At 66.6% G+C, this 13,701-nt stretch carries 14 protein-coding genes; 12 read left to right on the top strand and 2 right to left on the bottom strand.

Annotation, left to right across the window (positions count from 1 at the left end; translation table 11 throughout):
* The first annotated feature begins 94 nt into the window (after positions 1 to 94).
* The 6 genes from B7K21_RS07625 to B7K21_RS12770 all read left to right on the top strand — a co-directional run bounded on the left by B7K21_RS07625 (position 95) and on the right by B7K21_RS12770 (position 4,443).
* Positions 95 to 712 carry a hypothetical protein gene (locus B7K21_RS07625; protein WP_084074866.1) on the top strand — a complete coding sequence of 206 codons (618 nt, stop codon included), beginning with the start codon at positions 95 to 97 and terminating at the stop codon, positions 710 to 712.
* A gap of 271 nt (positions 713 to 983) precedes the next feature.
* Positions 984 to 1,622 (top strand): hypothetical protein, encoded by a 639-nt coding sequence (locus B7K21_RS07620; protein WP_144016129.1) that lies wholly within the window; start codon positions 984 to 986, stop codon positions 1,620 to 1,622.
* 39 nt (positions 1,623 to 1,661) lie between these two features.
* Complete coding sequence (locus B7K21_RS07615; RefSeq protein ID WP_084074864.1) at positions 1,662 to 2,078, top strand: carboxymuconolactone decarboxylase family protein; 417 nt, start codon at positions 1,662 to 1,664, stop codon at positions 2,076 to 2,078.
* A 100-nt stretch (positions 2,079 to 2,178) separates the two neighbouring features.
* A complete protein-coding gene (locus B7K21_RS07610; RefSeq protein ID WP_084075445.1) occupies positions 2,179 to 2,571 on the top strand; it encodes a phage holin family protein in 393 nt (130 codons plus the stop codon).
* 168 nt (positions 2,572 to 2,739) lie between these two features.
* Positions 2,740 to 4,287, top strand: coding sequence for an NAD(P)/FAD-dependent oxidoreductase (locus tag B7K21_RS07605; protein ID WP_084074863.1), 1,548 nt, complete (start codon positions 2,740 to 2,742; stop codon positions 4,285 to 4,287).
* 12 nt (positions 4,288 to 4,299) lie between these two features.
* Positions 4,300 to 4,443, top strand: coding sequence for a hypothetical protein (locus tag B7K21_RS12770; protein WP_200806274.1), 144 nt, complete (start codon positions 4,300 to 4,302; stop codon positions 4,441 to 4,443).
* Positions 4,444 to 4,560: 117 nt separating this feature from the next.
* Here the strand turns inward: B7K21_RS12770 and B7K21_RS07600 are convergent, their stop codons facing one another.
* Positions 4,561 to 5,385, bottom strand: a complete 825-nt coding sequence (locus B7K21_RS07600; RefSeq protein ID WP_084074862.1) for a DeoR/GlpR family DNA-binding transcription regulator — start codon at positions 5,383 to 5,385, stop codon at positions 4,561 to 4,563.
* 202 nt (positions 5,386 to 5,587) lie between these two features.
* On the opposite strand from B7K21_RS07600, the gene B7K21_RS07595 reads away from it, so the two are divergent.
* From B7K21_RS07595 to B7K21_RS07570, 6 genes are all read left to right on the top strand, one after another.
* Positions 5,588 to 6,889, top strand: a complete 1,302-nt coding sequence (locus B7K21_RS07595; protein WP_084074861.1) for a sugar ABC transporter substrate-binding protein — start codon at positions 5,588 to 5,590, stop codon at positions 6,887 to 6,889.
* Positions 6,890 to 6,970: 81 nt separating this feature from the next.
* On the top strand, positions 6,971 to 7,921 hold the full coding sequence (locus B7K21_RS07590) for a carbohydrate ABC transporter permease (RefSeq protein WP_084074860.1): 951 nt from the start codon (positions 6,971 to 6,973) through the stop codon (positions 7,919 to 7,921).
* Between the two features lies 1 nt (position 7,922).
* Positions 7,923 to 8,807, top strand: a complete 885-nt coding sequence (locus B7K21_RS07585) for a carbohydrate ABC transporter permease (RefSeq protein WP_084074859.1) — start codon at positions 7,923 to 7,925, stop codon at positions 8,805 to 8,807.
* A gap of 45 nt (positions 8,808 to 8,852) precedes the next feature.
* On the top strand, positions 8,853 to 9,713 hold the full coding sequence (locus B7K21_RS07580) for a ketose-bisphosphate aldolase (RefSeq protein WP_084074858.1): 861 nt from the start codon (positions 8,853 to 8,855) through the stop codon (positions 9,711 to 9,713).
* Positions 9,714 to 9,733: 20 nt separating this feature from the next.
* Positions 9,734 to 11,032, top strand: a complete 1,299-nt coding sequence (locus B7K21_RS07575) for an ADP-dependent glucokinase/phosphofructokinase (protein WP_144016128.1) — start codon at positions 9,734 to 9,736, stop codon at positions 11,030 to 11,032.
* Positions 11,029 to 12,027 (top strand): class I mannose-6-phosphate isomerase, encoded by a 999-nt coding sequence (locus B7K21_RS07570; RefSeq protein WP_144016127.1) that lies wholly within the window; start codon positions 11,029 to 11,031, stop codon positions 12,025 to 12,027. Before B7K21_RS07575 ends, B7K21_RS07570 begins: the two co-directional genes overlap by 4 nt.
* Here B7K21_RS07570 and ybaL read toward each other — a convergent pair.
* Positions 12,024 to 13,664: a YbaL family putative K(+) efflux transporter gene (gene ybaL, locus B7K21_RS07565; protein ID WP_084074856.1), complete on the bottom strand. Its 1,641-nt coding sequence runs from the start codon at positions 13,662 to 13,664 to the stop codon at positions 12,024 to 12,026. The two genes, B7K21_RS07570 and ybaL, sit on opposite strands and share 4 nt — an antisense overlap.
* Between the last annotated feature and the right edge of the window lie 37 nt (positions 13,665 to 13,701).

The raw sequence follows: 13,701 nt of genomic DNA, 5'->3' as shown, positions 1-13,701 counted from the left end.
TCGGGGATGCCGCCGACGCGTCTGCTGGGTCGTTGTCCACAGCCCCCAGGTGTGGGGATGACTCCTGGGTGATATGCCCGATACGCTCCCCGGCATGGGGGCAATGACTACTGCTGTGCGCGCTGCGGGTGCGCTTGTTCTTGTCGCGCTGCTCGCGGGCTGCACTGGGGACGACGGGATCGTGACGACAACTCCGACGCCCACGGTGGTGGCGGGCTCTGAGGAGCCGGGCACGACGCCGTCGCCGACGCCGAGCGGTGGCGGAGAGTTGACCGACGAGGAGCTCCTGGTGCTGATGCCCGAAGGTGCCGGCGACCCCACGTGGGAGGGCGCCGTCAGCACGGTTCTGTTCCTGCTCGACGAGTACCCGCGCGCGCTCAGGGAAGTTGACTCACGGGCGCTCGAAGCCCTGTCGCTCCCGGAGTGCAGGTTCTGTGCCGGCCTTGTCGACGACGTGGTTCAAGTGGACGGTGCAGGGCTGCGCCTCGACGAGGGCTCGATGACTCCGGACTTCTTGGGGCTCGACGGGTTCCTCGAGAGCGAGGGCCACGCACGGGTGGTGTTCCCGGTCCGGCAGTCCGACTTCCGCTACGTGGACTCGGGCGGTGTCGAGCAACGCACGACCAACGGTGCGGATTTCCTGATGTACGTCGAACTTCGATTCGTGGACCCAGCCTGGAAGATCGCGGGTGTCGAAGTTGTGGCGCCCTGAGCGTAAGTCGGCAGTCCTGTGGGCTCTGTTGCTGTGGTCCACCGTGATGGCAGGTCCGACGGCATACGCGGATGCACCCCCGAGCGACGAGGATGTGCCCGGGGGCTGGCTCGATCAGGGCGGGTCCATCAATGACGAGGGCACGGCGTTCGATCAGGGCGCTTCCGCCGGGTCGCCGGGGACTCAGACCTCGACGTCGGACTCCGCGGGTAGCACCCGCCCCGGAAGTCACTACGAGTACATGCGCCACGACTGTCTCGAGGAGGCTTCGATGGGCGCAGATCGACCGGCCTGCCCCGTGGGCTGGGCGATCATCGTGGTCTGCCCGAGTGGCTTCCCCTCGAGCATCCCGATCTATGGGCGGTGGGTTGACGAGGCGACGGGCGTAGCCGAGCCCTGGTCGCTGGTGGAGTGGTACACGTGTCCCGACGAGGCGGATATCCGCGCGCTGGTGCTCGACGAGTGGACCAGTCTTGCTCCGACCCCGACTCCGTTGAATCTGCAGCCGAACACCGGCTGGGTGTATGCGACGGTGCCGACGATTGCTTTCACAGATGACACTCCGCTGATCCATCAGGCGACGCTGCTAGGTGTGCCGGTGAGGATTCGTGCGACGCCGTCGCAGTTCACCTGGTCGTGGGGAGATGGGTCGGAGACGGACACCGCAGATGCCGGCAGTCCGTACCCGGACTACTCGGTGTCGCACACGTACCTGCACTTCGAGGGCGAGGTCGTTGTGGCGCTGGAGACGACGTGGAGCGGCGACTACTCGGTCAACGGCGGTCCGTGGATCGCCATCGATGGCACCCTCGCGACTCACAGCGGCCCCGTGACGGTCGAGGTGCACGACCCGCGGAGCCGCCTCGTCGACTGCGACCTCAACAACAACTGCATCGTCGGCCAAGGCTGACATAGCACGCAAGTCGGACGCTCTTGCTAGGGTGCCGCAGTGGCAGATGCGAGGCTCAGGCCCGAATTCCTCAAGGCGCTCGAGGACTTCGACGGTGAGGTAGGACGCGCGCTCAAGCCGGGACTGCGCGCCATGGTGCGGCTGAGGTGCAGCCACATCAACGGCGATGCGTACTCGGTACGGATGCACTCGGAGGAGCTGGCGCGCCTCGGTGCGCGTCCCGATCTCATCGCCGCGCTCGGTCGCCCCGTGAAGCTCATGCGTGCGGACCTCGTCACCCCTGGGCAGGCAGCGGCGCTCCGCTTCGCGGAAGTCCTCACCGACTATCCGCGCGGGCTCGAGATTGAGGCTCGTGACGAGGTGCGTGAGCACCTCTCCGCTCGCGCAGTCGGTGCGCTCATCGAAGTGATCGCCGTCACCAACGCATGGAACAGAGTGACGCGCGGCTCGGAGTAGGTCGTGCCGGCCCGACGCGGTGGCGGAGGATTCCTGCGTCGTCGCCGCAGGGGTGCCGCTCGCCGCGCGCGAGGGCTTCACCAGGGGTAATGTCCGAAACATGGTGCGATTGATTCTGAATGCGGTCATCTATCTCGGGTCGGCAGCAATCGGCCTGTTCGTCACGTCGCTGATCCTCGGCGACGACTTCAAGCTGCCGATTGCGGCGCTCCTGCTGGGCACGGTGCTGTTCGCCCTGTTCCAGATGATCCTGGGTCCGTTCATCTTCAAGATGACGCACAAGTACGCGTCCGCGCTCACTGGTGGGGTGGGTCTGGTATCGACCTTCGTTGCACTGCTCCTGACCGACATCCTGGTGGCCGACTTCAGCATCACCGGCATCAGCACCTGGCTGGCCGCGGTCGTGATCGTGTGGCTGATCACCGCGCTCGCGACCTGGCTCCTCCCGCTGTTCCTTCTCAAGGAGGCTGCGGACAACCGCAAGGACAAGTGACAGGCAAGTACTGCGTCGGGCATGTCCCCGGTGACCGATGCGCCCCTCGACGGCGCGTCTCCCGGTGGCGTCGACACGGGACGTAGGTCCTAGGACCTATGCCCCTGGGGGTATAGTTTCGGGAGACGGTCGCAACGGAGCGACCGCTATCCGATTGAGGTGATCCCCATGGCCCGCGTGGTCGTCCTCGGAGCAGGAGTCTCCGGACACACCGCCGCCCTCTACCTGCGCAAGCGCCTTCCGCGTGAGCACGAGGTCGTCGTCGTGTCGCCCAACTCCCAGTACAACTGGATCCCGTCCAACATCTGGGTGGGCACCGGCAAGATGTCCACCGATGACGTGGTCTTCCCGCTCGCGCCGATCTACGCGAAGAAGGGCATCACGTTCGTCCAGGCGAAGGCCGTGGCGCTATGGCCTGAGGGTGACGCGCACGTGGAACCCGACTCGCCCGGCGCACAGGCATACGGCGTGAGTGCCGACGCTACCAAGACGAAGTCTGTCGTGGCCGGCGAACACGGCTCAGCGCAGCCCGCAGTCGACGTGGAGCACACGAGCCCCGAGCGTGTAGGCGAGGTCGAGCGACTGCGCTACGACTACGTCGTCAATGCGACCGGCCCCAAGCTCAACTTCGGGGCAACTCCCGGCCTCGGCCCGGAGTCCGGCTACACGCTCTCGGTGTGCACGCCCAGTCACGCGAGCCAGGCGCACGGGAAGCTCGACGAGCTCATCGATGCGTGCAAGGACGGGGCGAAGAGGCGCGTCGTGATAGGCGTCGGCCACGGCACGTGCACATGCGAGGGTGCGGCCTTCGAGTACACGTTCAACGTGGAGCACGAGCTGCGCGAAGCCGGAGTGCGCGACCAGGTGGAACTCGTCTACTTGACCAACGAGAACGAGCTGGGTGACTTCGGCGTGGGCGGCATGCAGTTCGATCAGAACGGCTACCGCACCACCAGCCAGCTGTGGACCGAGTCGCTGTACCGTGAGCGTGGCGTGAAGGCCATCACCGGCGCCGCGGTCACGAGCATCGAGCCCGGGGTCATTCACTACGACCAGCTCGACGGCTCTCACAACGACCTCGAGTTCGACTTCGCGATGCTGCTGCCGCCGTTCAAGGGCAGTGATTGGAAGGCGTACGACGCTGCGGGAGCCGACATCACGGACACCGTGTTCGCGCCGTCGGGCTTCATGAAGGTCGATGCGGACTACTCGAAGAAGGCGTACGAGGAGTGGAGCGCCAAGGACTGGCCGCGCACCTACCAGAACCCGACGTACCGCAACGCGTTCGCCGTCGGCATCGCGTTCGCGCCGCCCCATCAGATCTCCAGGCCGCGGGCCACGCCTGATGGCGTCGCGGTGGCACCCAGCCCGCCCCGCACCGGCATGCCGTCAGGGACCATGGGCAAAGTCGTGGCGCACACCATCGCCGACATGATCCTCAAGGGCGCGACCGAGCCCACGCACTCAGCGTCGATGGCGGAGATGGCTGCCGCGTGCGTCGCATCGGCCGGTCACGGCATGCGCACCGGCACGGCCGCGGCCATGACGATGAGTCCCGTGGTGCCCGACTGGGAGAAGTACCCGGAGACGGGCCGCAACCTCAAGGAGACCTTCGGCGAGATCGGGCTCGCGGGCCACTGGGTCAAGCGGATGCTCCACACCCTGTTCATCTACAAGGCCAAGGTCAAGCCCGGCTGGACCTGGATCCCGGAGTAAGGAGGAGGCGTCATGGACACGACCGACGAGAGGATCGCGGCTGCGCCGTTGCCCACCGGGGGAGAGCTGCGTCGTCGCCGCAACCCGGTCCTGCAGTTCACGCGCTTCATGCGCATCAACTGGACGATGTGGCGGCTCGCGCGCAAGCACCACTAGTCCGTCTGGAATGTCGGCCGGGGGTGCGGCGAACGGGGATCTCGCCGCGCCTCCGGCCGACTTGCGCGCAAGTTCGGTGCCGATCTGCGCGCGCTGCGCGTCTCGGCGCCAGGGGAGTCAGGCGAAGATGACCTCGACCCCAGCCTCTGCGAATGCGCGGGTGAAGTCCTCCGGAGGTTCCGTCTCAGTGATCACGTAGTCGACATCACCCAGTGCGGCGAAGGTGGCGAAGAGTTTGCGATGGAACTTCGTCGAGTCGATCAGGATGCCGACCTTGTCGGCGTGGTCCATCATGTCGCGCATCACGCCTGCCTCGGCGAGGTTCGAGGTAGCGAAGCCGCCCTCGATCGTCGCGCCGCCGACTGCGATGAGTGCGAGGTCGGCATGCACGTCCACGGCGTGCTCGCCAGCGCCCCCGAACGAGACTTTCCCGACCGTCGCCTGCGAGCTGTCGCGCACCATCCCGCCGAACACGTAGAGGTTGCGGTAGGACGAGGGTGAGATCTCGCTGGCGAACAGGAGGTTGTTCGTGGCGATCGTGAGGTCGTGGTGCTCGCGAAGGCTCCTGGCGACGGCGAGCGTGGTGGTGCCGCCGTTGATCAGCAGAGATGAGTCGTCCTCCACCAGCCGCGCTGCGAGCCGGCCGATCGTGTCCTTCGCGCTGGTCTGGACGCGTCGGCGGATGTCGAGGCCGGACTCTGGCTTGGGGAGCGCGTCGGGGCTGACTGCGCCGCCGTGGGTGCGGATGACGACGCCGTCCGCGTCCAGCCGGTCGAGGTCGCGACGGATCGTGTCCACTGACACTTGGAAGCGTTCGGCGAGTTCGGCGACGGTCACCTGGCCAGCCTCGGCCACGGCGGCAGCAAGGCGTGCCTTGCGGCCCGCGGGCAGGCGCGGCTTCTGGGCGTCGTTGCGTGCAGGCCGCGTCGATTGCTGAGTCACGACTACGTTTCTAGCATGAAACAGCAACAAACGGCAGTGGGAGCGGTCTCATCCGGCAAGCGAACCGCTTCGATGCCGTTTTAATGCATGATAATGCCGTGAACCCGCTTGACATTGCATGAATGCGTGTTCTAACGTGCAGGAAGCCGCATAACCCCGCATCCAGGCGCAGAAAGCGGCAGAACTCGAAGGAGAGTCTCAGATGAGCAATGGCGCTCGTAACCCCAACAGGTGGTTGGCGTTCTCCGCCAGCATCGCTGTGGTCGCCCTCACGGCGGCCTGCAGCTCAGGTGGCACCACCGCATCCCCCGACACTGGAACCGGCGACGGCGGCTCCGATGGAGACGTCGTTCTCGAGTTCGCGCAGTGGTGGGAGCCGGAGCTCCCCGATGGTGTCCTGCGCGGACTCATGGACGAGTTCGAAGCCGAGAACCCCGGCATCACTGTCGAACTCCTCTCAGGACCGTACGCCTCCACCAAGGAGCAGGTCGTCGCAGGCGCAGCCTCGGGCACGATGTCCGACGTCGTCGGCCTCGACGGCGCGTGGGTCTCAGACTTCGTCCAGCAGGGCGCGATCGCTGACCTGTCTGCGCTCATGGACGATGCCGGCTACGACCAGACCCAGCTGGCGAGCCAAGTCCAGCTCGACGGCAGCACCTACATGGTCCCCGTCGTCAACTTCGCATACATGCTGTTCAGCAACGATGCGATGCTCGCCGATGCAGGCGTCGACGTTCCGTCGACCCGGTCGGAGTTCGCTGACGCCGCGGCGGCCCTCACGAGTGGCAACACCACCGGGTGGATCCTGCCGCTTTCGCTCGAGGCGCCCAACGGCATCCAGAACGACGTCATGTCGTGGGTGTGGGCTTCGGGCGGCTCGATGCTGGACAACGGGCAGCCGGACGTGACCAACGACGATGTGAAGTCCGCCGTCGAGTTCATCGTCGACCTCGACTCCGCGGGCGTGATCGCGCCCGGCGCCGCGACCCTCAAGGAGCAGGACAAGGTTGAGGAGTTCACCAACGGCCGTGTGGGAATGATGATCTCGTCGCTCGCCCACATCAACACGATCCGCGAGTCGAACCCTGATCTCGAGTTCACGATCTCCGCGCTTCCTGCAGCGGACGGCTACAGCGGTGAGCGCGGCACGCCCTACGCCTCGTGGGGAATCGGCGTGGCTGAGAACTCGGAGCACAAGGCTGAGGCGTGGAAGCTCATCGACTTCCTCATGAGCGAATCCTCGAATGCGCAGCTCGCCGATGCTGCCAACGCGTTCCCCGGCAACACGACCGCCCGGCCGGAGTTCGTGGACAACGACCCGATCTTCCAGGAGGCCTTCGACGTCTGGCAGGCCGGCTACCCGGCGAACGAGTTCGTCGGACTACCGGTCGCCGAGCAGCTGATGCGCGACTTCTCCGAGCAGCTTCAGCGTGTGCTCGCCGGAGAGATCAGCGTCGACGAGGCGCTCGAGAACGCTCAGGCCGCCTGGACGGACGAGTTCTAACCCCCCTGACAGAACCGTCCTCAGGTCCGCGCCGGGCGCTCGGCGCCCGGCGCGGACCTCACCCCCAAGGAGCATCCAGACATGACTGCCACCCTCACCCCCGAGGTGGAGGCCGCCGATCGCCAGCCGACGCCCCCGTCGTCGCGCGTGCGACTGCGGCGGCTGTGGGACAGGCTCACCCCCTTCGGGTTCCTGTCGCCGACCCTCATCCTGCTGATCATCCTCATGGTCACGCCGATCGCCATGGTCGTCGGCTACTCGCTGATGGACCGCGTGATCACCGCGCCGGAGTCGAACTTCGTCGGTTTCGAGAACTATGTCGAGGTCCTCACCGATCCAGTCTTCGCGACGGCCGTGAAGAACACGATCTACTTCGCCGGCGTCAGCGTCGTCGCCCACTTCGTGCTCGGCATGGGCTTCGCGCTGATGCTGAACTCACCCATCCTGAGCCACCGGCTCAAGGCCGTCTTCCGCACGATCTACATCCTGCCTTGGCTGTTCACGATCGCGATCGTGGCAGTGCTGTGGCGCATGCTGTTGAGCCCCAACGGCATCGTGAACTACCTGGTGACTACCTTCGGCTTCACGGAGAGCAGCGTCGAATGGCTCTCAGACCCGAACCTTGCGCTCCACGCAGTGACGTTCATCAATATCTGGTCCGGCTACCCGTTCTTCATGATCAGTCTTCTCGCCGGTCTCCAAGGGATCCCTCGCGACCTGTACGAGGCGGCGCGCATCGACAGGGCGGGCCCGATCAAGCAGTTCCTGCACGTGACGCTCCCGCAGCTCAAGCCGATCGTGATCTCCATGGCCCTGTTGGACTTCATCTGGACCACGCAGCAGTTCGCGTTGATCTGGATGACGACTGGCGGCGGTCCGATCAACCGCACCGAGATGGTCAGCACGTACACGTACAAGCTGGCGTTCGCCACCTACGACTTCTCCGTCGCTTCTGCGGCCGCGGTGATCGTGCTCGTGCTGTCCATGGTGCTCGCCTTCTTCTACGTCCGTCACCAGAAGTCGAGGGATTGACATGACTGCCTTGTCCGCTGGCGCACCCGTCGCCGCACCCACTCGCGCTGACATCGTCCGTCGGCAGCGCCTCAAGAAGATCGCCCTGATCGTCGCCCTCGTCCTCGGCGCAGGCTTCCCTGCGCTGCCGATCCTGTGGATGCTCTCGAGCTCCTTCAAGACGAACGGTGAGATCTTCGAGTATCCGCCCCGGATCATCACGGAGAACTTCTCGTTCGACGCCTACCAGGCAATCCTCACCGACCCGGAGAAGCTGCGGTTCTTCTTCAACAGCTACTTCATCGCCGGGTCCGTGACGGTGCTGACGCTGATCGTCGCGGTGCTCGCCGCGTACGCCTTCAGCAGGTTCCAGTTCCCCGGCAAGCGGATCATCAACGTGATGGTGATCTCGGTGCAGGCGGTGCCGCCGATCACGCTGCTCATCCCGTACTTCGGGCTCGTGGTGGCGCTCGGCCTGTACAACACCTATCCGGGCCTGATTCTCACGTACATGGTCTTCACCCTTCCGTACGCGATCATCATGATGACCGGCTACTTCAACACGCTTCCCAAGGAGCTGGACGAGGCCGTGAAGGTCGACGGCGGCCGCCCGTTCACGGCGCTGTGGAGGGTGCTCGTCCCTGTCTCCGTCCCCGGCATGGTCTCGGTGGGCGTGTACACCTTCATGATCGCGTGGAACGAGTACCTGTTCGCGCTCACGTTGACGCGCACCAACGACATGCGCACGGTGCCCATCGGCATCCAGCTGCTCATGGGCCAACACGCCTATGAGTGGAACCAGATGATGGCGATGAGCGTGCTCGGATCCATCCCCGTGCTCGTCCTCTTCCTCTTCTTCCAGCGATATTTCATCGGCGGCATGGCCGCTGGCGCCGTCAAGGCGTAGCTGAGCGCTGGACGCAAGGCCCCACCCAACCCGAAAGGAACTCTCATGCTCACCTCCGGCGACGCCATCCTCCAGGTGGCTCACCAGCACTCGTTCGCAGTCCCGGCCTTCAACATCTCGGACTGGAACATGTGCCGCGGCATCGTCGAGATCAGCGAGGAGAAGAACGCTCCGCTGCTGATCGCCATCCACCCCGACGAGCTGAGCCACACCACGGACGCGCTGATGCCCGCGATCCGAGAGCTGGCTCACCGTGCATCGGTCCCGGTGGCCATCCACTTCGATCACGGTGCCACCGTGGACCAGATGGTGTGGGCGGTGCAGGCCGGCTTCACCTCGGTGATGCTCGACGGCTCGATGCTGCCGTTCGACGAGAACGTGGCGCTCACCAAGGCGGCCGTGGACGTCGCGCACGCCGTGGGCGTGTCGGTCGAGGGCGAGTTGGGCACGATCGGCAAGACCGATGCGGAGGCCGAGGACGGCGCCGCCGAGATCATCTACACGGTCCCGGAGGACGCTGTGAGGTTCGTCGAGCTCACGGGCGTCGACTCGCTCGCGGTCGCGATCGGCACCTCGCACGGCATCTACCCGTCGTGGATGAAGCCGGAGCTGAAGCTCGATCTGCTCCGCGAGATCAAGAAGGCGGTCGACATTCCGCTCGTCCTGCACGGCGGCTCCAACAATCCCGACGCTGAGATCGGCCAGTCGGCGACGCTCGGCATCAACAAGATCAACATCTCGTCCGACATCAAGGTCGCGTACCACCGTCGGATGCGCGAGATCCTGGCGGACGAGTCGCTGCGGGAGCCCAACACGATCCAGCCGCCCGCGATCGAAGCGATGAAGGCCGAGGCTGCCCACAAGATCGACCTGTTCGGCGCGGCTGGCAAGGCCTCGCTGTTCTGACGAGACGGAGGGCGGGTGACGTGAGTTCCGGGATGGACGGTTGGGCTGAGGTGGCTGCTGGGCGCCGGGCGGGCGATGCTCGCCCAGGGCGTCAGGCAGAGGCTCCGTCCCCAGAGATCGCGGCGGGGGCTGCGGTGCTGGGGATGGGCGGCTGCCTCGACTACGAGATCACCTGGGACTCGACCGCGCTCGAGGCGCTCGCGGCCGAACATGGTGTCGCGGCCGGGGACCTCGAGCGAGGTGACGTCATCCGCTCAGCGCGCGAGCTGATCTGCTCCATGCTCGCGTTCCTCCGGGATGGTGTCGGGGGAGAGCGGGCAGTCTCCTCCCTCGACACCATCGAGGAGGTGTCGGGCCACTTCTCGCGGCGGATCGCGGTGGGCGGCACCAACGTTCGTGCCGCCATCGCGATGAGCAGGATCGGCATTCCCAGCACCCTGCATCTCGTGAGCGTCGAGGACGTCTTCCGGAGCCTCCTCCCTCCGGACGTCGCCTACGTCTGCTCAGGCGACGGCGACAGCCTCAACCCCCACCTGATCGTGCAGTTCCCTGAGGGGGCGCAGGTCAGGCTGGGGGATGAGGTGATCGTCGCGCCACGCGCGAACCGTCTGATCTACGTGTGCGACGAGCCGAATGCCCGGATGGTCGTGGATCCCACGCTGGGCGATCTGCTCGAGAGCGCGCGCGTGTTCTTGGTCTCGGGATTCAACGCCATGGTCTCCGAGTCGGAGCTGCGTGAGCGGATCTCCGCGATGAAGGCCGCGATCACACGCCTCCCGGCGGACGCGGTCGTGATCTTCGAGGACGCCGGCTACCACCTGCCTGCGCTGAGCGAAGTGCTCATCGAGGAGTTCGCGTCCAGCGTGGACCTTTACGGGATGAACGAGGATGAGTTGCAGGCGCGTGTCGGTCGGGACCTCGATCTCGACGACCCGGTGGTGATCGCGGAGGCGCTTGCGCAGGTCGCGAGCGCCATCCCGAGCCCCACCCTCATGGTCCATACCGCTCAGTGGGCGCTCGCGTACGGAAATGAGGCGGCGCGCTACCGCGGCGCGCTCGAAGGAGGCATCGCGCTCGCAGGCACGCGCTACCTGGTGGGCGATGCGCTCGATGCATCGGCGGTGGCGCGCACGCGAGCATTGCCGATGCGGCCCGAGGGCGTCCAGTTCGCGACCGAGATCGAGCGGCTGCTCGGCGATCGGGTCGCATGCATGCCGACCTACGTTCTCGACACGGACAGCCCCACGACGATCGGACTCGGGGACACGTTCGTGGGCGGCGTGGTCGCGGCCCTCGTCCAGCAGGCGAGGCGAGCGTGAGCGCGAAGAGTCAGGTGCTCGGCGCGAATCAGCCAGCGGACCGCTTCTATCGCGGAGGCGAACGCATCGCAGCCTTCCGACGCAGCGGCACGGCAGCGTCCCGCACTCCGGAGGATTGGGTGGGCTCCGTCACGCCGCTGTTCGGCGAGGTTCACCTCGGACGCACTGTGCTCAGCGACGGCGATCTCCTCGCCGATGCTGTGGCGGCGGACCCTGTTGGTTGGCTCGGCGCCGCGCACGTCTCGCGTTTCGGTACCGACACCGCCCTGCTCGTGAAGCTGTTGGACGCGGGCGAGCGGTTACCGGTGCACGCACACCCCGACGTGCCGTTCGCACGCCGTCACCTGGGACTCGTGCATGGCAAGACAGAGGCGTGGATCTTCCTCGAGGGCGCCGAGGTATCGCTCGGCTTCTCTCGCGACGTAGGTGTCGAGGAGCTGGCGGAGTGGGTCGAGCGCCAGCGCGTGGAGGACATGCTCGGCGCGATGCACACCTTGCGCGTGACATCCGGCGACGTCGTGTTCGTGCCGGCGGGTATGCCGCACGCGATCGGCGAGGGAGCACTGCTGGTCGAGCTCCAAGAGCCGACTGATCTGTCGATCCTCATGGAATGGCGGGGCTTCGCGATCGATGGCGAGTCCCATGGGCACCTCGGGCTGGGATTCGAGACTGCGCTCGCGGCAGTCGACCGCCGAGGGCGGACGCGCGCGGAGCTCTCCTCGCTCGTGACGGCCACCGCTGGCGACGTCGGAGATTTGCTCGCGCCCGCGTCGGACTTCTTCCGCGCCGAGCGCCTGCGGGGGTCGACGCCGTGGGATGAGGGGTTCTCGGTCGTCGTGTGCGTCGACGGCGAGGCGATGGCCACCGCCGAGTCCGGCGAAGTGCTCCGTCTGGAGCGCGGCACGACGGCGCTGACGGCCCACGCGAGCGGCGCGTGGAGTGTCGCAGCAGGCGGTGACTTCGAGGCGATCCGCTGTCGCCCTCCGCGCGCCTAGACTCCCGGCTCCTCGGGATCCGCTGCGGAGGCGACCATGAGATCGGCGACTTCGTAGACGCCGATGATGACGCGGTTCGCGCCCAGCTCCGTCAGGTAGTCGTGGTCCACTTCACTTTGGCCGCGGGCGACGATCGTCACGTCGGGCGAGAGCCGGCGGATCTTCGCGACGACGGCACCCGCCTGGATCGGGTCGGGGATGCCGACGAGCACGGTGTGTGCCTTCTCGAGGGCTGCGGCGCGCAGCACCTTGGAGCGGACGGCGTTGCCGAGGATCGCCTCGTGGCCGGCGTCGCGGATCTCCTTGACGTGGTCCTCGTCGTCGGAGACGACGACGGCGGGCATGCCGCGCGACCATAGCCCTTCGGCGATGCGGCGCCCGACGCGGCCGAACGTGACGACGATCGTGTGGCCCTCGCCGACGTAGGCGACGGGCCCGGTCTCACCGCTGGCCTGGTCGTCGGTTACTTTGGCGACGTAGGAGCGCGACGCCCAGGCGAACAGCGCGGGGTTGACCACGATCGACAGGATCGCGCCCGCGAGGACGAGGTCCTGTGCGTCGGTGGGGAGGATCTCGTACTGGCCGCCGAGTGTGACGAGGATGAAGGAGAACTCGCCGATCTGCGCGAGCGACGCGGCGATGACGAGGCTCATCGACTTCGAGTACTTGAGGACCCTGACGAGCGCGTAGGCGCCGATGAACTTTCCGACCACGATCGCGAGGAGGGTCGCGAGCAGCGCGAGCGGGCGCTCCCACACGATCGCCGGATCCACGAGCATGCCGACGGCGACGAAGAACAGCACCGCGAACGTGTCGCGCAGTGGCTGGGAGTCCTCGGCGGCGCGATGTGCGAGGTGGGAGTCCTTGAGGATGGTGCCGGCGAAGAAGGCGCCGAGCGCGAGGGAGACTTCGAACAGCACGGCGGCGCCGACGGCGACGCCCAGGCTAAGCGCGAGAACCCCGACGGTGAACAGCTCGCGTGATCCGGTGTCGGCGACGCGCGCGAGGATCCACGGGATCGCGCGTCGGCCGAACAGCACCATGACCGCGACGAATGCGCCCACCTTGAGGGCGGCGAGCCCGAGTTCTCCGGCGAGTTCGGCGGGGGAGGCCGCACCTTCTCCCACGACGGGGATGATGACGAGCGCCGCGACCATCGCGAGGTCTTCGACGATCAGCCATCCGATGGCGATGTGGCCCGCGCGGGTGTCCAGCAGGCCGCGGTCCTCGAGCGCGCGCAGCATGACGACAGTGGATGCGACGGAGAGGGCGAGGCCGAACAGCAGCGACGGCCCCCAGCCCCATCCGAGCCAGTGGCCGAGCAGGGTGCCGAGCACGGTGGCGAGCGTCATCTGGACCACGGCGCCAGGGATGGCGACCTTCTTGACGCTCAGCAGGTCCTTGAGAGAGAAGTGCAGTCCCACGCCGAACATCAGCAGGATCACGCCGATCTCGGACAGCTGCTGTGCGAGCTCGAGGTCGGCACGGAAGCCGGGGGTGTGCTCACCGATGAGGAGGCCCGCAGCGAGGTAGCCGACGATGGGTGAGAGGCGTAGCTTCTGCGCGGCGAATCCGAGGGCGAAGGCGCCCACGAGACCTGCGGCGATGGTCAGCAGGAGGGGCGCGTGGTGCAACATCTCACGATTCTACCTGGGCCGATGGGGACCCCGTGCG

This window comes from Demequina sp. NBRC 110052 (genome assembly GCF_002090075.1).
GTDB lineage: Bacteria > Actinomycetota > Actinomycetes > Actinomycetales > Demequinaceae > Demequina.
Note: the sequence above shows the minus strand (reverse complement) of the source record. Positions and strands in the feature narration are given on the sequence as shown.

What these genes read in the sequence shown, in the direction of transcription:
- B7K21_RS12770 (WP_200806274.1), top strand. Translation starts at nt 4,300, where the DNA reads ATGGACACGACCGACGAGAGGATCGCGGCTGCGCCGTTGCCCACCGGG.
- B7K21_RS07625 (WP_084074866.1), top strand. Translation starts at nt 95, where the DNA reads ATGGGGGCAATGACTACTGCTGTGCGCGCTGCGGGTGCGCTTGTTCTT.
- B7K21_RS07605 (WP_084074863.1), top strand. Translation starts at nt 2,740, where the DNA reads ATGGCCCGCGTGGTCGTCCTCGGAGCAGGAGTCTCCGGACACACCGCC.
- B7K21_RS07585 (WP_084074859.1), top strand. Translation starts at nt 7,923, where the DNA reads ATGACTGCCTTGTCCGCTGGCGCACCCGTCGCCGCACCCACTCGCGCT.
- ybaL (WP_084074856.1), bottom strand. Translation starts at nt 13,664, where the DNA reads ATGTTGCACCACGCGCCCCTCCTGCTGACCATCGCCGCAGGTCTCGTG.
- B7K21_RS07580 (WP_084074858.1), top strand. Translation starts at nt 8,853, where the DNA reads ATGCTCACCTCCGGCGACGCCATCCTCCAGGTGGCTCACCAGCACTCG.
- B7K21_RS07610 (WP_084075445.1), top strand. Translation starts at nt 2,179, where the DNA reads ATGGTGCGATTGATTCTGAATGCGGTCATCTATCTCGGGTCGGCAGCA.
- B7K21_RS07590 (WP_084074860.1), top strand. Translation starts at nt 6,971, where the DNA reads ATGACTGCCACCCTCACCCCCGAGGTGGAGGCCGCCGATCGCCAGCCG.
- B7K21_RS07620 (WP_144016129.1), top strand. Translation starts at nt 984, where the DNA reads ATGGGCGCAGATCGACCGGCCTGCCCCGTGGGCTGGGCGATCATCGTG.
- B7K21_RS07595 (WP_084074861.1), top strand. Translation starts at nt 5,588, where the DNA reads ATGAGCAATGGCGCTCGTAACCCCAACAGGTGGTTGGCGTTCTCCGCC.